A 22,152-nucleotide genomic window follows, 5' to 3' on the forward strand; every position below is an offset into this window, starting at 1 on the left:
GCACTCACTTCTCTGCACCTGGTACCGGGCGCAGAGAAAGGACGCGGCAGCTTAGTAGCTCACCGCATCTCGGAACGAAGCCCGCCTCAACCCGCGATAGTAAAGACCGATCCCGAATCCACCCGGATCCCGGCGCCGTTGATGAAGCTGGCGCGCTCGGAGCACAGGAAGGCAACCGCCGAGGCCACTTCTTCCGGGCGGCCACGTCGCTTGAGCACCATGCCGGGACGCTCTTCGTCCAGGAACGATTCGATCGCCTGCTCGAACGTGGTTCCGTTTTCGCTGGCGCGCTTTTGCATCATCTTGTCGGTCATCGGGGTTGCGATGAAGGCGGGCGACACCGTATTGACCAGCACGTTGTCCGGCCCGTAGGCCTTGGACAGGCCCTTGGCCAGGCTGAGGATTCCTGCCTTCGATGCGCAGTAGGCCAGCTCGTCCACGTAAGGCTGCACGGCATCCTCGGAGGCGAACAGCACGATCCGGCCCCATTGATTGCGGCGCATCGCGGGGATGGCCTGGCGGCACATGCGCACTGCGCCCATCAGGTTGATGTCCAGCGTTCCAAGCCAGCCGGCGTCGCTGACCTCCAGGAAGTCGCCGGTTGCGCCGGTGACGCCCGCTGCGTTGATGTAGATGTCGGGGTCGCCCAGTTGTTCTCGCACCTGCGTCCAGATGGCGGCGACGTCCTGCTCGCGCGTGACGTCGCCCTCGATGGCGATGATCTGCCCCAGGCCCGATAGCTCGGCCACTGCCTGGTCGAGCGTGCCGTCCGGAAGATCGGTGATCGCCACGCGCACGCCAGCTTCGAGCAGCTGCCGCGCAGTCTCCTTGCCCATTCCCGAGTCGCCGCCACTGATGAGGGCGATCCGATTTTTGATTCCGAGATCCATGCTGAACTCCTGGTGGTAGAGAGAGGTGGTGGTATGCACGCAACTAGCGGGCGAGAAAACGCTCCGCCGTGCGCAGGCCAAGTGCCATCTGCGTCAGCGCAGGATTGGCTGCCAGCGCACTTGGAAAAATCGAGTTGTCGCAGATGTAGAGGTTGGCGATGTCGAATGCGCGGCCGTCCGGGTCGACCACGGCCTGCTCCGGATCGGCGCCCATGCGGCAGGTACCCAATGTGTGTGCGGAGCGGGCGGCGGCGAAAATGCGTTGAGCGCCCGCCGCCTCCCAGATTGCGTGCAGCGATGCGCGGGCGTGGGCATCGATCGCGCGTTCGTTGGGCCCGTAGCTGAAGTCGATACGCGCCTTGCGCTGGCCGAAAGCATCGCACTCGTCGGACAGGCTTAGCCGGTTGGCATCTTGCGGCAGGCATTCGCCATTGATGCCGATGCCGGCCAGGCGGTTGTAGCGCGCCATGGTCGAGACGAGCTCCCTCCCCCACAGGCCTGCGCCACGTGCCAGAGTGTTGGCCAGGGTGATCGGCTGCACGCCCAGGCTCTGCACCAGATAGCCGCCGATGAAATCGGCATTGGTCGGGCGCAGCATATCCTCGGTGATCAGCGACGAGGGGTAGCCGCGGTTCATGCGCATGTCCGCATCGAACTCCCCCCACACCTGGGTGGCCACATGCGCCATGAAATTGCGCCCGACCTGACCGCTGGAGTTGGCCAGCCCCAGGTTGAGCAGCAAGCGCGGTGTTTCCACGCCGCCTGCGCATAGGAACACGCTTGCGCACCGCTGGCGCAGTTCGCGTCCGTCCTGTTGATAGACCACCGCGCTGACCATGCCACGCGCATCGCGCTCGATATCGATGACCCGGCAGCCGGGTCGCAACTGGGCACCGTGCGCGCGCGCCAGCGGCAGCCAGGTGGTATCGACGCTCACCTTGGCGCCATTGCTGCAACCTTGATGACAGGCGCCGCAATTGTTGCAGGCCGCGCGCATGCCGTAGTGCGGCTGCGCATGCGCCCTGGTCACCAACGCGGCAGGCGCGTCGGTGGCGGTGATGCCGAGCGTGCGGCAACCGCGCTCCATTGCGTTGGCCGACGCATTGCGCTGCGGCGGCGCATAGGCGTAGTTGCGCTCGGGATCCCACGGATAGTGCGCCGGCCCGGAGACGCCGATGAACTCCTCCACGCGGCGGATATAGGACAGCAGCTCTTCATGCGCGATCGGCCAGTCCATGCTGCGCTGCCCGGTGTGCGTCGACAGGCTCAGATCGCGCTTGTCCGGACGCGGGCAGAAGGCGCCCCAGTGCAGGGTCGAACCACCCAGGCCAGAACCGGAATTGTTGGCGCCGAATGCGGTGGGCGTCTGCCCGCCGCTCAGGCGCTCCTCCATCCAGTAGATGCCGGTGGTCAGCTCATCGGGCAGATGGGAGGCAGGGCTGAAGGCCGCACCCGCCTCCAGCACCACCACCGACAGACCTGCCTGTGCAAGCCGTGCGGCCAGCGGGCCGCCGCCCGCTCCGCTGCCTACCACCACCACATCGACCGCAGCGTCGTTGATGCCCCGGCTCATCGCAGGCCTTCGGCGGGAAGCTGCCAGGCTTCCTGCCGGTCGGCTGCAGTGTGCGGATAGCCCAGGCTGTCGATACCGACACCGCCAACCGCAAAGCCGTCGTATCCCAATGCGGCCATCGTGGCGGGAAGGCTGACCCAGGTCCGCACGGCTTCGGCGCGCACATCCTCGAACCAGTGCGCCAGCTGCGCTGCATCCAGCCCATGTGCCGAGGAATCGCCAGCCGTCGCGCGCGACACCTCGCGCAGCCAATGGTCCTGGGTTTCCGTAGGCAGGCCAGCGAAGCCGTTGCTCAGCGCGTCGAGCGTGTCGAGCCCCAGCGGCATTGCCAGCCGATCGGGTGGCAACGCGGCATGGCGCCAACCATCTCCTGCGCCTTCGGCAAGCTGGACGTCGATCCGCCGTGCAATCGCGCGCGCATCGCTTTCCCCATCCAATACGCGCGCAACGACTGCGCCGAGTATCTCCAGTTGATGCTGGCTCAGCACGCCTTGCGCATTTGCGGGTGGGCCAGCGTGCCGGCTGAGCAGCAGCTTGCGCATGCGCGGGGCAACCCGGTCTGCATTGAGCAGCCTGACGAAGTCATCGGGCAGGCACGTGTCCATGCTGCGCTCCACATGCGCTGCGATCAGCTGCGCCAGGTGTTGCGGTTGTTCGTAGGGGATCAGGTGCGCGGCATCGGCCACGACGGCAAGACGCGCAGCGTGATAATGCGGCGCGTTCAGCGCGGTTTGCGCGGCTTCGCCGAGGTCGCCATCCTCGCTGCCGGCGAGGATCAACGCCGGCACGTGCATGCAGCCGGCCTGCGCGCTGCAGTCCTCACGACTGGCGTATGAGAGCCAGGCGATCCATGCTTTTGCACTGGTTCGCAGCACATCGTTTACAGCCGCGTCCCTCACAGGCGCAGGCAACCTCGCCGCACAGTTGTCGTCGATGAACTGCTCGGCCTCTTGCCCGGTGGGATGGCCCTTTTCGAACCAGGCCAGCATGGTCTGCCGGCGTGACTCCTCCATCGGCTCCGGCGCTGGCGGCGACGCCGCGACCAGGATCACGCCGGCCAGGCCGGCAAGCCCGGCCACGCCATCGCGCGCCTGCGCCGCTGCCAGGGTGGCGATCTTTCCGCCCATGCTGTGTCCGATCACAAACCAGCAGGTCGGTTGCCGCCGGATCACCTCGTCGACAAACCAGGCAACCAGTGCGGCGGTGTCGACATGCTGCAGCGGCGGCGCGTCTCCAAAGCCGGGAATATCGAGCGCCACACAATCGAAGCGCGCCTCCAGTAGCTGGATCACCCCAGACCACTCGTTGCTGCTGGACCCAAGAGCGTGCAGGAAGAACAGCGTCGGCTTCGCCATGTAACACCTCTCTCCATCAGGCGCGCATGATGACCGGCGCTTTGTCCATGCCTCGTGCAGATGAGTCCGACATCGTGTGATGACGTGAGGCTCGTCGCTTGTCCGGGAACACCACCCATCGCATCCCGATCGGCATGCCTGCAAGGCGGCAGATCAGCGTCACACATGCGGGCTTGTCGCACGCCCTATCTGCCAGCGTGCCGTTGCAACTGCATCGGGTTCAGCGGACAAGCATCTGCATCTGCATCTGCATCGCTCGCCCGATGGCTTCAATGGACCACGACACCTCACACCAGATCGCGATAATCCTGCAGGATCACCATCACCAACTGGCTGCGCGAGCGCACGTCGAGCTTGTTGAACAGCTGCTGGAAGGTGGCCTTGATCGCGCTTTCCGAACTGCCGAGCTGGCGTGCGATCAACTTGTTTGACTGCCCGCGCAGCAGGCCACGCAGTACTTCGCGCTCACGGTCGGTAAAACTGGGCCGGCTTTCCTGGGTGCCCTGGGCGACCAGCGATTGCAGATAACGCTGGTCGATCAGCACACGGCCCATCGCCACCGCATGGATGCTGTCGATCAGTTCATCGGTGGAGACATCCTTGCGGCAGATACCGGACACGCCGAGCCGGATCAAGGCCAGTGCGTCGCGCTCGGGCAGGCCGGCGGTGACGACCAGCGTGGCCGGACGGCGCGCCTGCTCGGCCTGGCGCCGCATGTAGTCCAGCGCGTTGTACTCGCCCATGTCGTAGTCGAGGATGACCACGTCCGGCATCAGCGAGGCGATCTGTACGATGGCCTGCGCCAATGCGCCGGACTGCCCGACCACCTCGAAACGGGCGTCGGCACCGAGCAGGCGCAGCAGGCCCTCGCGGAACAGCGTGTGGTCGTCCAGCAGATAGAGGCGCACCGGTGCGCGCCGCGACTCATCCATCCAGCGCCTCCGCATATGCTGCGTGCGCCAGCGGCAGATGCAGCTCGAAACAGGCGCCTTCGCCGCCGGGCGCGTAACGCAGCAGACCGCCCTGGTTGGCCATCAGCGCACGCGAGATGTACAGCCCCAGCCCGGAGCCATCGCTGTCGCTGCGGAACGGCTGGAACAGGCGGCTCGGCTCGGCAATGCCGGGCCCGGTGTCGCGCACGCTCAGCACCGCGCGCTCCTGCTCCAGGCGCGCACTGACGATCAACTGGCGGCGTTGCGGTGGCAGCGCCTGCACCGCGCGCAGCGAATTGCGCGCCAGATTGAGCAGCACCTGCAGCAATGCATGGCGGTCGCCGTGCACCGAGGGGAAGTCGGCCGCGATCTGGATCACCAGTTGGCCCTCGACGTCCTCCCAGTCCGAACGGATGATCACATCCAGCTCGCTGCACAGCGTCTGCAGCCGCGTTTCATGCGCGTCGTCGGGCAGCTGCCGACGCAGATTGAAGGACGCCAGCTCCATCAGTGCCGCCACCAGGCTGCGCAGCGCGGCCAGATCCGGATCTGCGCCAATGGCCGGATGCCGCGCCAGGTTGGAGGTGACCACACCCGCCGCCGAACACAGGTTGCGGATCTCGTGCGACACCGCGCCGGCCAGCAGGCGATTGTTCTTCAGCACATCGTCGAAGTGCGCCGATTCGCGTGCGCGTACTTCCTCGCTGGTGTCGACCAGGATCGCGGCCAGGTGACGCTCGGCGCTGTCTTCGTAGACCGAGAACCAGGTGGTGGCCGGAAAGCGGGTGCCGTCGCTGCGGCAACCCCAGGTGCTGGCGGAGGTGCGCATGCCATCCAGGTTGGCGCTCATGCTCAGCGCATCGTCCAGCAGCGGCAGGAACTCGCGCACCGCGCGGCCTTCCAGCCCGCACTCCTCGGCCATGTCCAGGATCTCGTGCGCGGCGCGGTTGGCCGCCACGATGCGGCCGTCGCCGGCCACGGTCAGCAATGCCGCCGGGCTGCTCTCGGCAAGCAGCCGCAATTGCCGCTCCAGCCGCCGGCGCAGCCGCTGTTCGGCGCGCAGCTGCACGTAATGGGCCAGGATCACTCGGCGGGTGCGGCTGATTTCGGCCACGAGCAACCCGCAGCCGGCATAGGCAACCGTCGCCATGAAAAAGCGCAGCGCCTGTTCGACCGGGGTTTCGTCGGTGACGAACAGGCCGCGCAGCACCGCGCAGGCGATCGCCGCGATGACGATGTCGCGCCGCGATAGCACCGTGGCCGCCAGCACCACCGGCAGGATGTACAGCAGCCCCAGCGATACGCCCAGGTGCGAGTACCACTCCGCCCACACCAGCGAGGCCAGCATCGCCAGCGACGCCCATAGCGTCGGGCCGCGATTGAGCTTGACCACCTGCCCGCGCCACTTGAATGGCAGTCTCAGTCTGTCCATTGGCTACCCATGCCCCTGCGCTGCAATGCCGCTCCTCTGTTGCGGTGGTTGATGCCACAGCATCGTGGCCAGGGCTGCGGATTTCACCCTATCGAAAGATAGGCCGGCCGCATCGTTCGGACGGTGCGCGCACTGTCCAACGCTGGCGCAAGGATGGCAGACACGACCGTGGAGGCTGGGTGTAATGCATCCACCCCACGTCGATGTTGCCTCTCCCATGATCACCCGCGATACGTTTCCGTTGCGACGCATCTGGCCCAAGACCTACAAGCGCCTGCTGGTGTTGCTGGCGTTCGACTGCGCCGTGGCCGTGCTCTACACTTTCTTCGGCTGGCAGTGGCTGTCGATCGAAGCCTTGCCGCTGGCCCAGCTCGGCTCGGCGCTCACCATCTTCCTGGCGTTCCGCGCCAATGCGGCCTATGGCCGCTGGTGGGAAGCGCGCCAACTCTGGGGCGCGCTGGTGAACACCTCGCGCGCCATCGCACGCCAGGCCCTGACCGCGCTGGATGTGGACCCGGCCGACCCGCGCCAGGCCGCACTGCGCGACGATATCGTGGTGCACCAGGTCGCCTTCGTGCACGCCTTGCGCTGTCACCTGCGCCGGCAGAACCCGTTTCCCGAGTTGGCCGGGCTGCTCGGCCAGGCACGCGCCGACGACCTGCGCGGCTACGCCAACATCCCCAACGCGCTGACCCTGCGGCTGGGCCAGCAACTGCAGCAGGCGCGCGACTGGGGCATGCTCGACAGCCTGCGCTGGTCGTCGCTGGACGCCAACCTCACCACGCTGGCCAATATCCAGGGCGCCTGCGAGCGCATCAAGAACACCCCGCTGCCGCGGCAGTTCTCCTCGCTGCCGCGCACGCTGGTGAACATGTATTGCTGGCTGGTGCCGCTGGGCCTGATCGCCGGCATGGGCCTGGCCATGCCGATCGCCTCGGTACTGATCAGCTTCACCCTGATCGCCATCGACAGCGCCAGCAGCGCCATCGAGGACCCGTTCGAGAACACCGTGCACGACACCCCGATGACCGCACTGTCGCGCGGCATCGAACTCACCCTGCGCGAAATGCTGGGCCAGCGCGTATCGCTGCGCGAAGTGCGCGCCATCGACGGTTTCATCTACTGACCACGGAGCCAGCCATGCAGACCACCCCCGCCCACCTGATCTTTGCCACCAATTTTTCCGAGACCTGCCATGCCGCCATCCCGACCGTGGCGCAACTGGTGGACCGCCTGCGCGCACGCTTGACCATCCTGCACGTGCACGCCAAGGGCAAGCGTGCGCAGGCCCAGCAGTCGCTGGATGCGTTCTTTGCCGAGGCTTCCAATTACCCGGGCTGCGAGCGTGCACTTGCCGGCGGCCCGGCCGCCGCCGGCATCGTCTCGTTCTGCCGCAGCCGCGACGACGCGCTGCTGATCATGCCGCCGTCCGAGCGCACCGGCCTGCCGCGCCCGCTGCATGTGTCGCTGCGCGCGCGGGTGCTGCAACGCGTGGCCACGCCCATGCTCACCCTGCCCTATGCCGATGCGATCCCGCGCGATGGCGCTGTCGGCGGTCACGTCGCCTGCTGGATCACCGGCCGCGAAACCAGCCTGGAATCGCTGCGCGATGCCGCGGCCCTGGCGCGTCGCCGCGGCGCCGACCTGCATCTGCTGCACGTCGTGCCAGAAGTCAGCGAAGGCCTGCTGGTGGACAGCCTGTTCAACGACAAGCCGCTGAGCGAAGACGCGGCTGCCAGCTGGCTCGGCGACCTGGTCCAGCAGCTGCCCGACGAGGACCTGCGCGTGCGCATCCACGTGGCCGTCGGCAATCCGCGGCGCGAGATCGCCGGCCTGCTCAAACGCGCCTGCGCCGATGTGCTGGTGGTCGAACACGACGCCGTCGTCCGCCGTGGCGTCTGGCGTTCCTCGCTGCAGTCGGCACTGGCAAAGACGCCGTGCGTGCTGATCTGCCTGCCGCCGCCCCATCTGCGCCGCCCGATCCTGGGCGCTGGCGGCGACCACGCCGACGCCGCGCCCGGCCGCAGCCTGGCCAGGCGGCTCTTGCGCGTGTGAGGGAACCGGGTGCTCGGCGCGCGGCTGGCTGGGCATCTGCAGTGGTCAGCTGTGCAAGGGAGGGCTTGCCTCATTGCGGCATGCATCCCTGAGCGCGAGGCGGTTCTACCGACGTCACGACGCGGCGGCGCGTGCCCGTACCGGCGTGTTCGAGGACGCGCAAACGCGCCTGCCATCCATGTGTTGATCGGTTGATCGATCCAGCGCTTTCACAGCGCTGTCTGCACCTCGGTGATGGATCTTTCCAGGCGATAACGCGTCCACGCAGGCCGGCGCGCAGGCTGGCGCGCACAAGCTGGAGGCAGCGCCCTACCCCTTGAGCACAAGCGAGGCGTCCGGATACCTCTCGCACATGAAGTCCACGAAGGCGCGCACCTTCGGGGCAGCCAGGCGCCTGGACGTGTGCAACACCCACAGCGCCGGCTCCGCGCCAGCGATGGTGCCCCACTGCACCAGTTCGCCACGCGCGAGCTGGTTCCAGGCGATCGACTGCGGAATGAGCGCGATGCCACCGCCTGCTATCGCCGCGTCGCGGACCATCAGGAACGAGGAAAACCGCAGTCGTGGAATGGGTTCCAGGACCAGACGCCCGTCATCGAGCGTCCATGTGGTCGGCTGAAAGCTCGACATCACCACGGCGGGCAGTGATGTAACCGCGCCGCCGGTCGGCATGGCGATGCCGGGGGCGGCCACGACCACCAGCCGATCCCTGGCGAAGCAGCGCCCGACCAAGCTGCTGTCCGGGCTGGGGTTGATGCGGATGGCCACATCGAACTGCTCTTCCACCAGATCGACCGTGCGGTCCTCGGCCACCACCTCCAGCGTGATCTCCGGATAGGCCGCGCAGAACTCTGCGCCGATCCGTCCCATCGCCAGTTGCGAGAACAGCACCGGCGATGCCACCCGCAAGCGCCCACGCGGGCTCGAGAGCCCCTCGCGTGCGGCTGACATGGCCTCGGCCACCTCGCTCAACGGCACTTCGGTGCGCTCCATCAGCAGCTGCCCGGCATCGGTGAGCCTGAGGCCACGTGCGCTGCGCTCGACCAGTCGCACTCCCAGTTGCTCCTCCAGCTCGGCGATGCGACGCGACAGGGTCGCCTTGGATCTGCCGCTGGCACGGCTCGCCTTTCCCAGGCCCTGGTTCGCCGCGACCAGCGCGAAATCGATCAATGCATTGAGATCCATGGTGTTCCAGATTTGAAACCAGGCGTCTACATCTTGGCCTCTTCGTATTGGCGATGCAACGACCTATCGTCTCGTCACCGCAACGCCAAGCGCAGCGGATATGTCGCACTGACACCTCTTCCATCCATAGCAGGAGATTCACATGAGCATTCTCGTTTCCGGTGCCACTGGCACCATCGGTTCTCTGATCACCCAGGGCCTGGCCGACGCAGGCGCCGAGGTCAAGGCACTGGTTCGCCAACCCGGCAAGCGCGCTTTCCCGACCGGTGTCACCGAAGTGGTTGCAGACCTCACCGACGTCGCGTCGATGCGCGCCGCGTTGTCGTCGGTGCGCACACTGTTCCTGTTGAATGCGGTCACTCCCGACGAAGTGACGCAGGCGCTGATCGCCTTGAATCTTGCCAAGGAAGCAGGGATCGAGCGCATCGTCTACCTGTCGGTGATCCATGCCGACAGGTATACCAACGTGCCGCACTTCACCGGCAAGCACACGGTCGAGCGCATGATCGAAAGCCTCGACATCGCTGCCACGATTCTGCGCCCGGCGTATTTCATGCAGAACGAAGCGATGATCCAGCAGACGATTCAACAGTACGCCGTCTACCCGATGCCGATCGGCTCGACAGGAGTGGCCATGATCGATGCGCGCGACATTGCAGACATCGCGGTTGCCGAGTTGCTGCGCCGCGACCGCGCACCCGCCGCACTTGAGCGTGTCACGCTCGAACTGGTCGGCCCGCATGCAATGACGGGCCCTTCCGCCGCGAAGGTCTGGAGTGCGGCGCTTGGGCGCGAGATCGCCTACGCAGGCGACGACGTGGATGCCTTCGAAGCGCAGATGGCCGCCTACGGCCCCTCCTGGCTGGCCTACGACATGCGCCTGATGATGGCCGGCATCCAGACCCACGGTATGCGGGCGGCCGACGGCACGGTGGAAAAACTGCAGGCCATGCTGGGGCGTCCGCTGCGCACCTATGCAGACTTCGTGCGCGAGGCGACAGCCCGGGCCTGAGCGCAGGTGGCGTGGCAGGCGTGGCGGTCACGGGGCAGGATGTCACGCCGCTGCATGGCATCTGCGCGTCTGAGGCAGACTATGCAGATGGACACGATTCGGCCGTATCAACCTCGGGACTTCGACGCCTGCATGGCGCTCTTCGATGCGAATGTGCCGGTGTTCTTCAGCGCCGGTGAACGTGCCGACTTCGCCAGCTTCCTGAGCCATCACGCCGCGGCGTGGCACTACCAGCTACTGGAGCGCGGCAATGCTGTCGCTGGCGCCGCCGGCTACGCGATCGGCGCCGATGGCACCACGGCGAGCTTGTGCTGGGGCATGGTCCACCCGCGTTTGCACCGTTGCGGCGTGGGGACGCAGTTGCTCCTGGCCCGGCTTGAAGCATTGCGCCAGATGCCGGATGTCCGGCGTGTCCTGTTGGATACCAGTCAACATACCCGGCTGTTCTACGCCCGCTTCGGCTTTGTGGTGCAGCAAGTGACGGTGGATGGCTATGCGCCCGGACTGGAGCGCTGGGATATGGCGCTCGATCTGTAGTGCTAGGTGCCACGTGCAGCAGCGTTCGAGCTGTGCAGTAGCGATGTTGTTCACGGCGTATGGATGCCCGGCGGTCGTGCATACAAGCAGCCTCGCCGTACCACCGCTATTTCGGGCTGGTCACCAAGTACCCGCCACCGAACACGACTCTCTGAGCACTTCCTACTGCTGAAGCAGCACGCTTATCGCGCTGCGTCCTTGTTCACCTGGGCACGCGCGAGCAAGCTGGCCGATACCAACACATCCGGCAGCTCCTGGCGGAAGGCCTCGGCTTGCCCGGCCTGCAAGATCCCGTGAAAGCTTGCGTTGTCGAACACCGGCCTGCCCTGCAGGAAGAAGCCATCGCGGCCTTGCACGACGAAATGGAAACACGCCTGCCAGCGCGGGTCCGGGCTGGCCGACAACTGCACTACCACCTCGCTGCCGGCTGATGCGGTGCTTGCCGGGGTGACCGTGATCGTTCGCGCGGTGATCTGACTGCTGTTCATGCCGACCATGATCGCGCTTGGGACGTGGTGGCGGAGTGAGCCGGTGATGGCACCACATGACATCCGGAGCGGAAGCGCCGACTGACCAACGTATCGAGACACCGGCCAGCGCGCATGCCTGACACCAGCGACGATGGTGCCAACCGTTGCAACCGCACTGGCACGTTTCTTCCGACGTGCCGGCAACGTTGCCGACGTCCTTGCGAGTTCGCCTTTGCCGACACTGCGTGCAGACACAAGATGCCGGCCAGGCGACGCAGCGGCAGATCGATGCGCATCGCGCCAGCAACGCTTGCGCTGGACGCTGCATCGCGCGCCGCCGACGACGGAATGATCAGATGGGTCATTCATGCAGCGGCTGCCTGTCAATCGGCACAGACCAGACATCAAGAGCAGCGCGGATGCGAGCAGCGTCTTCAGTATCGTGCTGACGTCGTCGCGCTGCCAGTCGGTTTTTTCCTGACCGGCGTGAATAAAACGCACGCTAAATACGAGCCGGGATGATTGGTTCAAGTTTCCGATTTTTGCGTCGTTATCACGTTGCCGAGGCATTCACGCGAACATCACGCGACCTGCCGCCGGTGCCACCCACTGGACATCAGGACGACCCGCATGACCGCCTATTTGCAACGCTATAACGTCGGGCGCCGTCTCGGCGTCGCCTTCGGCATCCTGATTCTGTTGTCGGGCCTGCTGGTGGCAACCGGCCTGGTCACCATGGCCAAAGCACGACAGCAATTCGATTTCATCGTGCTTGACCGCATGGCCAAGATCCAGATCGGCAACGGCATGCTGGATGCCAACTCATCGATCCTGATCGCGCTGGGCACCTATGCCATGGCCACCAGCGACGAACTCAACAACGAAGCGCTGGCCACCATCAAGGCGCAGCGCCAGCGCTACAACGACCTGCGGGCCAAGCTCGATACGCTGCCCAGCTCCGAGGAAGGTCGCAAGATTCGCGCCGAGATGGACGCGCGACGCGCCATCTCGGGCAAGATCAACGACCAGGTCATGGCGCTTGCCGCTCAAAACGACAACGCGCCTGCGCAAGCCTTGCTCAGCGAAAAGGCACGCCCGGCGACGATGGCGTGGCAGGACAAGATCCGCGAACTGGTGACCCGTCAGGAAGGCCAGAGCCAGCAAGCCTATGCCGATGCGGTAGCGTCGATGAATCGCGGCAAGCTGCTGATCATCTTCGGTGGCGTTGCCGTGGTGGTGATCAGCAGCCTGCTCGCCTGGCTCATCACCCGCAGCCTGACCCAGCCCCTTGCACGCGCCACCAACGCCGCAGAGGCGATTGCCAACGGCCAGCTGGACAACGACGTGGAAAGCGACGCCAAGGATGAAACCGGCCGCCTGTTGCGTGCCATGCGTGGCATGCAGAAGCAGTTGCAATCCTTGCTCGACGCGCAGAGCGACATGGCCAGGCGACACGATGATGGCCAGACCAGTTTCCGCATCGATGCTGCGGCGTTTCCTGGCGACTACGGCCGCATGGCCAAGGACACCAATACGCTGGTGGCGTCGCATCTGGCGGTGCAGACCAACCTGGCACGCATCATGGGGCGCTACGCCATCGGCGACCTCAGCGAGAGCATGGACCGCCTGCCCGGCGAGAAGGCGGTGCTGACGCAGACCATGGACGAGGTAAAGGCCAACCTGTCTGCGATGAACCGCGAGATCAAGCAGCTGGCGCAATCCGCAGCCAACGGCGACTTCAGCGCACGCGGCGATGCCGAGCGTTTCCAGTACGACTTCCATGTGATGGTCGATAGCCTCAACCAGTTGATGGCCACTGCCGACGGCAACCTGCAATCGCTGTCGTCGCTGCTGCAGTCCATCGCCGCAGGCGACCTCACCGCGCGGATGACCGGCGACTTCAAGGGCGTGTTCGCGCAGATGCGTGATGATGCCAACGCCACTGCCGCGCAGTTGGCCGAGATTGTCGGCCGTATCCAGCACTCGGCCGTGTCGATCAATTCTGCCGCCAGCGAAATCGCTGCAGGCAATCAGGACCTGTCGCAGCGTACCGAACAGCAGGCCGCCAATCTGGAAGAAACCGCCGCGTCGATGGAAGAGCTGACCTCCACCGTGCGCCAGAATGCCGAACACGCCCGTCAGGCCAATCAACTGGCGATCGGTGCGGCAGGCGTGGCATCGCAGGGCGGCGAGATCGTGAGCAAGGTGGTGGGCACCATGGCCGGTATCGAGGCCTCGTCCAAGAAGATTGCCGACATCATCTCCGTCATCGACGGGATCTCGTTCCAGACCAACATCCTGGCCTTGAATGCGGCGGTGGAAGCGGCACGTGCCGGCGAACAGGGCCGCGGCTTTGCGGTGGTGGCATCGGAAGTCCGCACCCTGGCCCAGCGCTCCACCGCTGCGGCGAAGGAGATCAAGAGCCTGATCGACGATTCGGTCGAGCGGGTCGCCGAAGGCTCGACCTTGGTGCATACCGCAGGCGCCACGATGGCCGAGATCGTAGCCAGCGTGCAGCGCGTGACCGACATCATGGGCGAGATTTCCGCGGCGTCGCAGGAACAGTCGGCCGGTATCGAGCAGGTCAATACCACCGTGACGCAGATGGACGAAACCACGCAGCAGAACGCCGCACTGGTGGAAGAAGCCACCGCCGCCGCACGCTCGATGGAAGAGCAGGCCGTGCAGCTGACGCAGGCGGTATCGGTGTTCAAGATCAGCGAGGGCAGCACGCGCACCACGCGGCCGGCACCGCCGGTTGCGGCCAAGCTCAGCGAGATTGCCGGCCGGCCCGCCGCCGTCAAAAGCTTGCCACGCCAGGCACCTGCAGCGAAACGCGCAGTGGCTGCAGGCACCTCGCACGATGCAAGCGACTGGCAGGAGTTCTGATCTGCGGCATCGCAAACGGCCCGGCTCGTCCGGGCCGTTTGCGTTTGAGCGCTGAGCGCATCTGCAACCGACCCATGCGCCAAAGCGCTCCATTACCGCAGGTACGGCACGTGCACGAGGCCTTAACCCGCCCGGCCTATGCTGCGCCGGGCTGGACCGCACGCGGCGCTCTGTTGCGCTGAATATCGATCGCCGTTGTCGTCCATGCCCCCGGAAGATCATAGACATCGCAAAGGAGACTGTATGAAGAAGCTGCACACGCTTATGGCTGTCGGTTGCCTGCTGGGTCTGAGTTCGCCTGCATTTGCCGAGATCGCCAATCTGACCAATAGCGCCGATGGCGCCAATCGCGACGCGGGTATCGCGGCGGTAAAGCAGAAATTGCAGGACGCATGCAAGTCGCGCAACGGTACCGTGGATCTGGATTCGTTCGAGGTGGTGTTCGAGAGGACCAGCAAGAACCCGGACGTCCCAAAGCCCTATTATGTGGACGCGAAAATCAAATGCGATCTGCCCTAAGCGCGGCCAACAAAACGCGCCTGGCAGTGCCGAAGCGCGTCCATCGCGCATCGCGCACATAGATCACCACAAGGCCCCGCAGACGCGGGGCTTTGTTTTTGCTGCGGCCGGCCCTGCGCGTCGGGCGGCGCTTGAAGAGCGTCGATCCCTTCCTGTTAGTGAAAAACCGCATTGCTGCGCGCTACGCGTTGATCGTCGCTCGCCTGCGCAGCTTGCAGACAGGCGGGCTCGCATCAGCTGCAATACCTGCTGCATTGGCGATGCGGCGGTGAACAGGTGCCTGGTCGTACGCCGCTTCTGCCAACGCGCCTTGGCTGCTGCAGACGTCTTACCCGCTATCCCAGCTGTGCCCGCGCCGCATCCAGGGTGGTCATGATCTGGATCACTTCATCCAGCGGATGGAGTGGAGATTCCTTGCGCCCTTCCCCGATGTAACGCGCCGCGGCTGTCGCTTGCCACGACAGGCCCGCGTAGCCGCTGATCCCGGTTGGATCCATCCACACTGCGGGCATGCTGGCGTGGTCGTTGCCGACCAGGCTCAGCGTGGTCGGATTGTGGAATTCGCCGGCAAGGTCGATGCGGCCCTGGCTGCCGGTGACATAGGCGGTGGAACTGCTGCGGGCCAAGATGGAACTGATCAGCGTGGATTGCGCGGTGCCGCCATGCGACAGCACCATGGTCGAGAAGGCATCCACGCCGGTGTCGGTCAGCGCGCCGGTGGTCGTGATCGCGGTCGGTGCACCCAGGATCATTGAAGAGAACTGCACCGCATACACACCCAGGTCCAGCAGCGCGCCGCCGCCGAGCGCAGGATTGCGCTGGCGGTGCGTCGCATCGTCAGGGCCGCGTTGGCTCAGATCGGCGAACACATGGCGAAGCTCGCCCAACGCGCCATCGGCCAGCAGTTTCCGCAGCACCGAGGTATGCGGCAGGTAGCGGCTCCACATGGCTTCCATCAGGAACAGACCGCGCTGCCGCGCCTCCTGCACCAGCACGCGCGCATCGTCGGCGCAGGTGGTCATGGGCTTTTCGATCAACACATGCTTGCCCGCGCGCAGCGCCAGCAAGCCCTGCTGCAGATGTTCGCTGTGCGGTGTGGCGATATAGACGATGTCGACATCGCGGTCCTCGACCAGCGCCTCGTAGCTGTCATAGGCGCGCTGCATCGCCCAGGTGCTCGCAAAGGCCTCGGCACGCGCACGCGTGCGCGAGGCCACTGCAAATGGTTGTTGCCCGGTATGGCGGCGCAGCGCGCTCACGAACGCCGAGGCGATCGCTCCAGGCCCCAGCACTCCCCACCGCAACGCGGGCTCGCCGCGCTGCGGCAGGAACAGCTCGGGCTCTGGAAACACTGTGGGCGTCATGCGCTTGGCCTCCTGGATAGCATGTGCGCGCATCCTAGCAAAGCGGGAGCAGCGTTCCCGTTGTACCGTCCTGCGCAGCGTCATCGTGCGGTGGGAGAAGCCGATCACGGCAGGCGTAACTTGCAGCGCCCTCTGTCGCCGGGCCGAAGACATGCCTGCAGTCCGCGTGCAGACGTTCCGGCGCATCGGCATGGCTGCAGAAGGCGATGCGGCCGTCGGGCCGCACCAGGATCGACGCGCCGGCATGCACCGTCCAATCGGCGGTGGGCGCAGCGCCATCCAGATCCGAGAGTGCGCTCGCGTCGTCGGGCTGCGGCAGGGCCGCGGTTGTTTTCTGAGTATCGATTTGCGCAGCAAGTTGCAGTGATATCCCTGCGCTTCTGTTCGCTTCTCACCTCGAGAACCGTTGTCACGCGTCACACCCCTTGCACCGTGCGCTGCTTAGCGTGGCCCGATGAGCGCACGTATTTCATCGCACACCCTTGCCTTTGCATCGCACACCGACTCAGCCCGCACCGACGGACTCAAGCAGTCGATTGCGGACAAGTGGCTACACATACATCCGACGCTGCCGCTTCCCGGGCGTGGTCGCACCCTGGAGCGCTGGCAGACGCTTGCCGATATCGCGGCAGACGACCTGTGCGCGGCCAAGTTCCTGGAAGCGCATTACGACGCGCAAGCCATCTGTGCCGATCTGGGGGTGGACCTCATCACGCAGACCCAGCGTTGGGCGGTGTGGGCGGCCGAGCCGCCCGGCTCGGATATGCGTTTTTCCGGACAAGTGCTTAACGGCACCAAGGCATGGTGTTCGGGTGCGGCGCAAGTGACGCATGCGCTGGTGACGACGCGCCATGCAGGCGCCAGTTGCCTGTTTGCCGTGGCGCTGGATCAGCCCGGCATTCAGATCGACAGCAGTGCGTGGCAGGCAGTCGGCATGCAAGGCATCGAGACGGCCAATGTTCGCTTCTCCGATACGCCAGCGCGGCAGATTGGCGCAGGTGATGCGTACCTGACCCGACCTGGATTCTGGCACGGCGGTGCGGGCATCGCCGCGTGCTGGTTCGGCGCCACCGTTGCGGTTGCCGATGTGCTGCGTGCCTCTGCGCGTGTGAGTAAGGATCCGCATGCCGCCGCGCATCTGGGCGCCATCGATACAGGCCTGGCATCTGCAGCTGCGTTGTTGCGTCAGCTGGCAACGCGCATCGACGCGCAGCCGGAACAGGCACATCTGCGTGGCGTCCTGCAGGTACGCAGCGTGGTCGAAGCGGTGGCGCGCGACACGCTGGATCGGGTCGCGCGTGCGTTGGGGCCAGGCCCGCTGTGCGGCAACCGCGCACATGCGCAGCGTTGCGCCGACCTGTCGGTGTTTATTCGGCAGCATCACGCAGAACGCGACCTGCAGGCGCTGGGCGAGTTATGCCAACAGGAGACATTGCCTTGGAAGATCTAGCCGGGCAGCCCATCGAGGGCACAGGCACGCCGGAAACAGCATGGCGCTCCGCGCCGTACCTGAGCGAGCTGCCACGCGTCACGCTGTCGCAACTGATGCAAGGTAGCCAGCGCCTGGTGGTGGTGGCACCGCACCCGGACGATGAGGTGCTTGGATGTGGCGGGTTGATCGCCGCTGCGCGTACCGCAGGCGTACCGGTAATGATCGTCGCGCTGACCGATGGGGAGCAGGCCTACCCCGACGAACCCGGCTGGCAGCCGCAGGTGCTGGGCCCGGCGCGGCGCCTTGAACTGGATGCCGCCGTGCAGCAGTTGGGTGTATTGCCTGGCGCATCGACCCACCTCGCACTGGGCGATGGCGCGCTGGCGGCATGCGAAGCGCGCATGGCGCATGTCCTCGGCGATCTGATCACTGCGCATGACACCGTGCTGGTGACCTGGGAGCGCGATGGCCATCCGGATCATGAAGCCGCATCGCGTGCGACCCATGCCGCGTGCAAGGCGCAGTCGGCGCGGCGTCTGCAATATCCGGTATGGGCGTGGCATTGGTCGCGTCCGGAAGATGGGGTATTTGCCGATGGCGCTGCCGTGCGCTTCGATCTATCGCCCGCAGTGCTGAGTGCCAAGCAGCGCGCCATTGCGTGCTTTGCCACCCAGTTGGGCCACTGCACGCCACCCGTTGCAGAGCCGATTCTGCCGCCGCCGGTGCTGGAGCGCTTTGCGCGGCCGTTCGAGGTCTTCGTCCGATGACCGCGCTGAGCGTTGAGCATTTTGAGCAGATGTACGCCGATGCAGACCCGTTCGGTTATCGCTCGCGCTGGTACGAGCAGCGCAAGCGCGACATCCTGCTCGGTGCCCTGCCCTATCCGAGGTTCGCGCGTAGCTGGGAATTTGGCTGTTCCAATGGCGAGCTAACCGCGCAGCTGGCGCAGCGCTGTGACACGCTGCTGGCGACGGATCTGTCGCAGCAGGCGGTCGAGCTGGCGAGCGTGCGGCTGCAGGCGCTGCCTGCGGTCACGCTGCAGCAGGCGGCGCATCCGTCGGACTGGCCGGAGGGGCTGTTCGACCTGATCGTCTTCAGTGAGGTGGGTTATTACCTGAACGCCGCGGCTTTCGAAAAAACCGTGGCGTTGTTCGCCCGCTCGCTCACCGCCAACGGCTGCCTTGTGGCATGTCACTGGCGGCACGACTTCGATGGCGCGTTGCGCAGCGCCGAGCAGGTCCACAGCGCGCTGAACCAGGCATTGGCGATGGACACGCTGTGCTGTTACCAGGATGCGGACTTCGTGTTGCAGGCCTGGATGTCCGGGCCGTCGATTGCGCAACAGGAGCAGCTGCGATGATCGCGGTCACCATTCCGGCGCATAACGAAGCGGATCTGATCGGCAAGTGCCTGCAGTCCATTCTGGTTGCAGCCGCGCATCCTCACCTGGTTGGAGAGCGCGTGGAAATCCATGTCGCACTCGATCGCTGCAGTGACGGCACCGGCGCCATCGCACGCGCGCACGGCGCAAGAACCGTCGCTACCGCAGGTGGTGTCGGCATTGCCCGTGCAGCGGCGGCATCGGCCGCGATTGCGCGCGGGGCACGCTGGCTTGCGTTTACCGACGCCGACACCTGCGTGCCGCCGGACTGGCTTTCGGCACAGCTCGATTGCGCGGCGGATGTGTTCTGCGGCGTGGTGGAGGTGACCGACTGGCACGATTTCCGTCCCGAAACACGGCAAGCCTTCCTGGCCAAGGAAATCCGTCGCGACGGGCATCCGCATGTGCATGGTGCCAATCTTGGCATGAGTGTGGCTGCGTACGTGGCCGCCGGTGGTTTTTCTGCGCTCAAGTGCAGCGAAGACGTGGCGCTGGTTTCGGCGCTGGAGCGCGCAGGCATGCAGATTGCCCGCCTGGTCAAGCCGGTCGTCAATACCAGCGCTCGCCGCATCGCCCGCGCGAGCGGCGGATTCAGCGACCACCTGACCCGACTGGAGATTGCCGTCCTCGCTGGCGAGCCGGTACTGGAGAGTCAGGTCTAGCCATCGGGTACATCGTCAGATGTGTCCAGCAACAAGCACACGTAGTGATGGCCGGTGCTGGAGACGAACGCCCCGTGGAAACATCGCAGATAACCCCGCCACTGCCGTTGCTCGATCGTTTCGGCGCGACAAGCAATCGCGACATTGGAGCCCGCATTTATTTGCATAAGCGGGCTGTGCATAAACCACCGCGATTGTGCTCTTCCGATTCAAGGCTACCTGCAGATCATTATCCGCGCTGCTTGCAAATCGAAAACATAGCGATCAAGGTGCAATTGCTCCTCGACTTAATGCAATCGCTTCACGCCGGCCATTACCGCTACCGAGGTCATGATGGACTCCACGATGTTCCGGCAGATTGGTCGTTATCGATTGACTGCACATACGGTTCCGTTGGACGGCGTCTTCTTCCCGGAGATTCTGGTGTCGTTCGACGATGGGATCACCTTGTATGGGCACAGGCGCGAGATGCGATTCGACACGCAACTTGCCGCGCACCACTACGCCAGACAATGGATGGGCAGATGCACCGTGACGCCGCTAGGTATTCTCGAAAGTATCTAGGCGCCGCCGTCACCGCTGATGTCAGCAACCAGTCGGCTCCGCTGCCGGGAAGCCAAGCGTGAAACAGGCGCCCTGCCCTGGCATCGACTGCACTTCAATATAGCCGTCGGCCTGCCTGACCGCCCCATCCACTTGTGCCAAGCCCAGCCCGGTGCCCTTGCCTGCCGGCTTGGTGGTGAAGTAGGCGTCGAACAGCTGATCGCGGATCTCCGGTGCAATGCCGCTGCCATTGTCCTGGACAGAGAGGGTGACATAATCGCCGGCGCGACGACCGGCAGCATCCACATCTGCTAGCGTCCGCGTCGCCACCGTGATGCAGACCCTGCCAAGCACCGCGCAGACATCGCGCGCATTGATCACCAGGTTCAACAAGGCCCGTTCCAGCGTGTGTGGATCCGCCAATACGGCACTGTCGCAAGTCGTGGTCTCCCACTCGACCGATACCGCAGCGCCTGCCGCCTGTTGAAGCAGGGGCAGCAGGCGCGCGACTAGCGCATTGAGCTCGACGCGTTCGGGAGCATAAGGATGCTTGCGCGCGAAGCCCAGCAGGCGTTGCGCCATGACTGAGCCCTGCTGCAGAGCGGTCTCTGCCATGCGCAAAATCTTCTGATCCGCTTCGCCAAGGGCGCCGCGCGACTGAACCACATCGATGGCAGCGCCTGCAGTTTGCAGCACGTTGTTCAGGTCGTGAACGACACCGGCCAACAGTTGCCCCACAGCGTCACCCTCCTGCGCTCGCTCGGCCACGCGCTCTGCCAGGCGCTGCGCAGCACGTGCAATATCCAGCTCGACCTCGATGCTTGGAGACTGCGCCTCTGCACGTACTTGGTCGTGCGTCGCCGCTGCAGCAGGCTCAACGTGATGGATTGCAGACTCGGTGCGGGCCTGCAGCGTCTGGTTGAGCGTGCGTAGCGCCAGTTGCGACTGCCGGCGTTCGGTGATGTCGCGATTGACCGCCAGCACGCCCTCGATCCGGCCATCCGCGTTACGCAGCGGGCTTGTCGACACCAACCAGCTCTGGAGCTGCCCGTCTGCATTCGTACCTTCGGTTTCGAACTGCTGCGACTCGCCGCGCTCGGCAGCAGCGAGCGCCCGCCGCACGCGCGGCCTGAATCGCTTCGGCCATAACGACACCCAGGGCAGACCCACCACAGAGGCGGCATCGACAAACGCCACACGCGCCAGACCATGCGCGTTGACGAACCTGACGCGTCCGTCCAAGGCAATTTCCTTGATGGAATCCAGTGACAGCTCGACGACCTGTCGGTAGCGATGGTCGGGAAAGTCCTGCGTGCTGTTCATGGTTCTCAAATCGATCACGTGTTTTTCGCGTGGGAAACGTAGTGTGATGCATGCATCCTCAGAAAACCTGCTTTATGGGCTCTACAAACGAAAAACTGATTCTTGTCGTCGAGGACGATGCTGACACGCTCGAGTTGGCCACGCTGCTGCTGACCGAGAGCGGTTATGCGGTCGTCACCGCAACCGATGCGCAGGGCGCGCTGGAGCATATCGATAAGCACCCGGCGATTGCACTGGTTTTTACCGATCTGCAGATGCCGGGGCTATTGGATGGATACGGCCTGATTTCGTATCTGCGCGCGGATGGCAACAATCTGCCGGCGATCCTGACATCGGGTCTGGGGCATTCCCCCAATGGCTTACCCAGCCGGACGACGTTTTTAAGCAAGCCCTACACACGCCGCAGCCTGGTGCAGAATATTGAGGCTTTTGTCGGGCATTAGAGCGGCCAACAGAACTACTGCGCGGCCGTCAGGCGGGCCCGGCCGGTGCTCGGGATCGGCATCACTCATACGCTTGGGGTTCAGAGTCCCTCGTCCATAGCACCGACGAACGTTGGCTATGTTTTGTCAGCCCCTCTTGGCGCGACGGTCAGCAC

The 22,152-nt window shown here is 65.1% G+C and carries 22 protein-coding genes; 12 read left to right on the forward strand and 10 right to left on the reverse strand.

Translation table 11 applies throughout. The features are described from left to right. Window positions 1–86: 86 nt before the first annotated feature. From AC1KVE_RS17515 to AC1KVE_RS17535, 5 genes are all read right to left on the reverse strand, one after another. Window positions 87–890 carry an SDR family NAD(P)-dependent oxidoreductase gene (locus tag AC1KVE_RS17515; protein WP_481092804.1) on the reverse strand — a complete coding sequence of 268 codons (804 nt, stop codon included), beginning with the start codon at window positions 888–890 and terminating at the stop codon, window positions 87–89. Window positions 891–933: 43 nt separating this feature from the next. Further along, window positions 934–2,463, reverse strand: a complete 1,530-nt coding sequence (locus tag AC1KVE_RS17520) for a GMC family oxidoreductase (RefSeq protein WP_481092803.1) — start codon at window positions 2,461–2,463, stop codon at window positions 934–936. Next, the gene (locus AC1KVE_RS17525) at window positions 2,460–3,818 is read right to left on the reverse strand and encodes an alpha/beta hydrolase (RefSeq protein ID WP_481092823.1); all 1,359 of its coding nucleotides are present in this window, start codon (window positions 3,816–3,818) and stop codon (window positions 2,460–2,462) included. Before AC1KVE_RS17525 ends, AC1KVE_RS17520 begins: the two co-directional genes overlap by 4 nt. A 287-nt stretch (window positions 3,819–4,105) precedes the next feature. Then, window positions 4,106–4,750 carry a LuxR C-terminal-related transcriptional regulator gene (locus AC1KVE_RS17530; protein WP_065031359.1) on the reverse strand — a complete coding sequence of 215 codons (645 nt, stop codon included), beginning with the start codon at window positions 4,748–4,750 and terminating at the stop codon, window positions 4,106–4,108. Next, the gene (locus AC1KVE_RS17535; protein WP_481092802.1) at window positions 4,743–6,182 is read right to left on the reverse strand and encodes an ATP-binding protein; all 1,440 of its coding nucleotides are present in this window, start codon (window positions 6,180–6,182) and stop codon (window positions 4,743–4,745) included. Before AC1KVE_RS17535 ends, AC1KVE_RS17530 begins: the two co-directional genes overlap by 8 nt. A gap of 184 nt (window positions 6,183–6,366) precedes the next feature. Here AC1KVE_RS17535 and AC1KVE_RS17540 point away from each other — a divergent pair, with 184 nt between their 5' ends. Next, window positions 6,367–7,308, forward strand: a complete 942-nt coding sequence (locus tag AC1KVE_RS17540) for a bestrophin family protein (protein ID WP_481092801.1) — start codon at window positions 6,367–6,369, stop codon at window positions 7,306–7,308. 14 nt (window positions 7,309–7,322) lie between these two features. Then, complete coding sequence (locus AC1KVE_RS17545; RefSeq protein WP_481092800.1) at window positions 7,323–8,237, forward strand: universal stress protein; 915 nt, start codon at window positions 7,323–7,325, stop codon at window positions 8,235–8,237. 309 nt (window positions 8,238–8,546) lie between these two features. Here AC1KVE_RS17545 and AC1KVE_RS17550 read toward each other — a convergent pair whose 3' ends face one another. Further along, a complete protein-coding gene (locus tag AC1KVE_RS17550; RefSeq protein ID WP_481092799.1) occupies window positions 8,547–9,422 on the reverse strand; it encodes a LysR family transcriptional regulator in 876 nt (291 codons plus the stop codon). 142 nt (window positions 9,423–9,564) lie between these two features. On the opposite strand from AC1KVE_RS17550, the gene AC1KVE_RS17555 reads away from it, so the two are divergent. Together AC1KVE_RS17555 and AC1KVE_RS17560 are read left to right on the forward strand one after the other, a co-directional pair. Further along, a complete protein-coding gene (locus tag AC1KVE_RS17555; protein WP_481092798.1) occupies window positions 9,565–10,434 on the forward strand; it encodes an NmrA family NAD(P)-binding protein in 870 nt (289 codons plus the stop codon). An 87-nt stretch (window positions 10,435–10,521) separates the two neighbouring features. Continuing rightward, window positions 10,522–10,971, forward strand: coding sequence for a GNAT family N-acetyltransferase (locus AC1KVE_RS17560; protein ID WP_481093080.1), 450 nt, complete (start codon window positions 10,522–10,524; stop codon window positions 10,969–10,971). A 182-nt stretch (window positions 10,972–11,153) separates the two neighbouring features. Here AC1KVE_RS17560 and AC1KVE_RS17565 read toward each other — a convergent pair whose 3' ends face one another. Continuing rightward, window positions 11,154–11,459, reverse strand: a complete 306-nt coding sequence (locus AC1KVE_RS17565) for a hypothetical protein (protein WP_167709893.1) — start codon at window positions 11,457–11,459, stop codon at window positions 11,154–11,156. A gap of 612 nt (window positions 11,460–12,071) precedes the next feature. Between AC1KVE_RS17565 and AC1KVE_RS17570 the strand changes: the two genes are divergently transcribed. Both AC1KVE_RS17570 and AC1KVE_RS17575 read left to right on the forward strand, forming a co-directional pair. Then, on the forward strand, window positions 12,072–14,330 hold the full coding sequence (locus AC1KVE_RS17570; RefSeq protein ID WP_481092797.1) for a methyl-accepting chemotaxis protein: 2,259 nt from the start codon (window positions 12,072–12,074) through the stop codon (window positions 14,328–14,330). 243 nt (window positions 14,331–14,573) lie between these two features. Further along, entirely contained in the window at window positions 14,574–14,849 is a 276-nt protein-coding gene (locus AC1KVE_RS17575; protein WP_024939953.1) for a hypothetical protein, read from the forward strand. Between the two features lie 335 nt (window positions 14,850–15,184). Here the strand turns inward: AC1KVE_RS17575 and AC1KVE_RS17580 are convergent, their stop codons facing one another. Next, the gene (locus tag AC1KVE_RS17580; RefSeq protein WP_481092796.1) at window positions 15,185–16,213 is read right to left on the reverse strand and encodes a Gfo/Idh/MocA family protein; all 1,029 of its coding nucleotides are present in this window, start codon (window positions 16,211–16,213) and stop codon (window positions 15,185–15,187) included. 34 nt (window positions 16,214–16,247) lie between these two features. After that, the gene (locus tag AC1KVE_RS17585; protein ID WP_481093081.1) at window positions 16,248–16,583 is read right to left on the reverse strand and encodes a hypothetical protein; all 336 of its coding nucleotides are present in this window, start codon (window positions 16,581–16,583) and stop codon (window positions 16,248–16,250) included. Window positions 16,584–16,667: 84 nt separating this feature from the next. Between AC1KVE_RS17585 and AC1KVE_RS17590 the strand changes: the two genes are divergently transcribed. The 5 genes from AC1KVE_RS17590 (at window position 16,668) to AC1KVE_RS17610 (ending at window position 20,252) form a co-directional block, all read left to right on the forward strand. After that, on the forward strand, window positions 16,668–17,663 hold the full coding sequence (locus AC1KVE_RS17590; RefSeq protein WP_205408479.1) for an acyl-CoA dehydrogenase family protein: 996 nt from the start codon (window positions 16,668–16,670) through the stop codon (window positions 17,661–17,663). Further along, window positions 17,651–18,412 (forward strand): PIG-L deacetylase family protein, encoded by a 762-nt coding sequence (locus AC1KVE_RS17595; protein ID WP_481092795.1) that lies wholly within the window; start codon window positions 17,651–17,653, stop codon window positions 18,410–18,412. Before AC1KVE_RS17590 ends, AC1KVE_RS17595 begins: the two co-directional genes overlap by 13 nt. Continuing rightward, window positions 18,409–19,005 carry a class I SAM-dependent DNA methyltransferase gene (locus tag AC1KVE_RS17600; RefSeq protein WP_435015096.1) on the forward strand — a complete coding sequence of 199 codons (597 nt, stop codon included), beginning with the start codon at window positions 18,409–18,411 and terminating at the stop codon, window positions 19,003–19,005. Before AC1KVE_RS17595 ends, AC1KVE_RS17600 begins: the two co-directional genes overlap by 4 nt. Then, window positions 19,002–19,688, forward strand: coding sequence for a glycosyltransferase family 2 protein (locus AC1KVE_RS17605; protein ID WP_481092821.1), 687 nt, complete (start codon window positions 19,002–19,004; stop codon window positions 19,686–19,688). The genes AC1KVE_RS17600 and AC1KVE_RS17605 overlap by 4 nt, the downstream gene beginning before the upstream one ends. A gap of 345 nt (window positions 19,689–20,033) precedes the next feature. Next, complete coding sequence (locus AC1KVE_RS17610; RefSeq protein ID WP_226427841.1) at window positions 20,034–20,252, forward strand: hypothetical protein; 219 nt, start codon at window positions 20,034–20,036, stop codon at window positions 20,250–20,252. 21 nt (window positions 20,253–20,273) lie between these two features. Here the strand turns inward: AC1KVE_RS17610 and AC1KVE_RS17615 are convergent, their stop codons facing one another. After that, window positions 20,274–21,554 (reverse strand): two-component system sensor histidine kinase NtrB, encoded by a 1,281-nt coding sequence (locus AC1KVE_RS17615; protein ID WP_481092794.1) that lies wholly within the window; start codon window positions 21,552–21,554, stop codon window positions 20,274–20,276. A gap of 50 nt (window positions 21,555–21,604) precedes the next feature. Here AC1KVE_RS17615 and AC1KVE_RS17620 point away from each other — a divergent pair, with 50 nt between their 5' ends. Then, window positions 21,605–21,997, forward strand: coding sequence for a response regulator (locus AC1KVE_RS17620; RefSeq protein WP_372358761.1), 393 nt, complete (start codon window positions 21,605–21,607; stop codon window positions 21,995–21,997). Window positions 21,998–22,152: the final 155 nt, after the last annotated feature.

The organism is Xanthomonas sp. NCPPB 2864, assembly GCF_056675615.1.

What these genes read in the sequence shown, in the direction of transcription:
- AC1KVE_RS17515 (WP_481092804.1), bottom strand. Translation starts at nt 890, where the DNA reads ATGGATCTCGGAATCAAAAATCGGATCGCCCTCATCAGTGGCGGCGAC.
- AC1KVE_RS17520 (WP_481092803.1), bottom strand. Translation starts at nt 2,463, where the DNA reads ATGAGCCGGGGCATCAACGACGCTGCGGTCGATGTGGTGGTGGTAGGC.
- AC1KVE_RS17525 (WP_481092823.1), bottom strand. Translation starts at nt 3,818, where the DNA reads ATGGCGAAGCCGACGCTGTTCTTCCTGCACGCTCTTGGGTCCAGCAGC.
- AC1KVE_RS17530 (WP_065031359.1), bottom strand. Translation starts at nt 4,750, where the DNA reads ATGGATGAGTCGCGGCGCGCACCGGTGCGCCTCTATCTGCTGGACGAC.
- AC1KVE_RS17535 (WP_481092802.1), bottom strand. Translation starts at nt 6,182, where the DNA reads ATGGACAGACTGAGACTGCCATTCAAGTGGCGCGGGCAGGTGGTCAAG.
- AC1KVE_RS17540 (WP_481092801.1), top strand. Translation starts at nt 6,367, where the DNA reads ATGCATCCACCCCACGTCGATGTTGCCTCTCCCATGATCACCCGCGAT.
- AC1KVE_RS17545 (WP_481092800.1), top strand. Translation starts at nt 7,323, where the DNA reads ATGCAGACCACCCCCGCCCACCTGATCTTTGCCACCAATTTTTCCGAG.
- AC1KVE_RS17550 (WP_481092799.1), bottom strand. Translation starts at nt 9,422, where the DNA reads ATGGATCTCAATGCATTGATCGATTTCGCGCTGGTCGCGGCGAACCAG.
- AC1KVE_RS17555 (WP_481092798.1), top strand. Translation starts at nt 9,565, where the DNA reads ATGAGCATTCTCGTTTCCGGTGCCACTGGCACCATCGGTTCTCTGATC.
- AC1KVE_RS17560 (WP_481093080.1), top strand. Translation starts at nt 10,522, where the DNA reads ATGGACACGATTCGGCCGTATCAACCTCGGGACTTCGACGCCTGCATG.
- AC1KVE_RS17565 (WP_167709893.1), bottom strand. Translation starts at nt 11,459, where the DNA reads ATGAACAGCAGTCAGATCACCGCGCGAACGATCACGGTCACCCCGGCA.
- AC1KVE_RS17570 (WP_481092797.1), top strand. Translation starts at nt 12,072, where the DNA reads ATGACCGCCTATTTGCAACGCTATAACGTCGGGCGCCGTCTCGGCGTC.
- AC1KVE_RS17575 (WP_024939953.1), top strand. Translation starts at nt 14,574, where the DNA reads ATGAAGAAGCTGCACACGCTTATGGCTGTCGGTTGCCTGCTGGGTCTG.
- AC1KVE_RS17580 (WP_481092796.1), bottom strand. Translation starts at nt 16,213, where the DNA reads ATGACGCCCACAGTGTTTCCAGAGCCCGAGCTGTTCCTGCCGCAGCGC.
- AC1KVE_RS17590 (WP_205408479.1), top strand. Translation starts at nt 16,668, where the DNA reads ATGAGCGCACGTATTTCATCGCACACCCTTGCCTTTGCATCGCACACC.
- AC1KVE_RS17600 (WP_435015096.1), top strand. Translation starts at nt 18,409, where the DNA reads ATGACCGCGCTGAGCGTTGAGCATTTTGAGCAGATGTACGCCGATGCA.
- AC1KVE_RS17605 (WP_481092821.1), top strand. Translation starts at nt 19,002, where the DNA reads ATGATCGCGGTCACCATTCCGGCGCATAACGAAGCGGATCTGATCGGC.
- AC1KVE_RS17610 (WP_226427841.1), top strand. Translation starts at nt 20,034, where the DNA reads ATGTTCCGGCAGATTGGTCGTTATCGATTGACTGCACATACGGTTCCG.
- AC1KVE_RS17615 (WP_481092794.1), bottom strand. Translation starts at nt 21,554, where the DNA reads ATGAACAGCACGCAGGACTTTCCCGACCATCGCTACCGACAGGTCGTC.
- AC1KVE_RS17620 (WP_372358761.1), top strand. Translation starts at nt 21,605, where the DNA reads ATGCATCCTCAGAAAACCTGCTTTATGGGCTCTACAAACGAAAAACTG.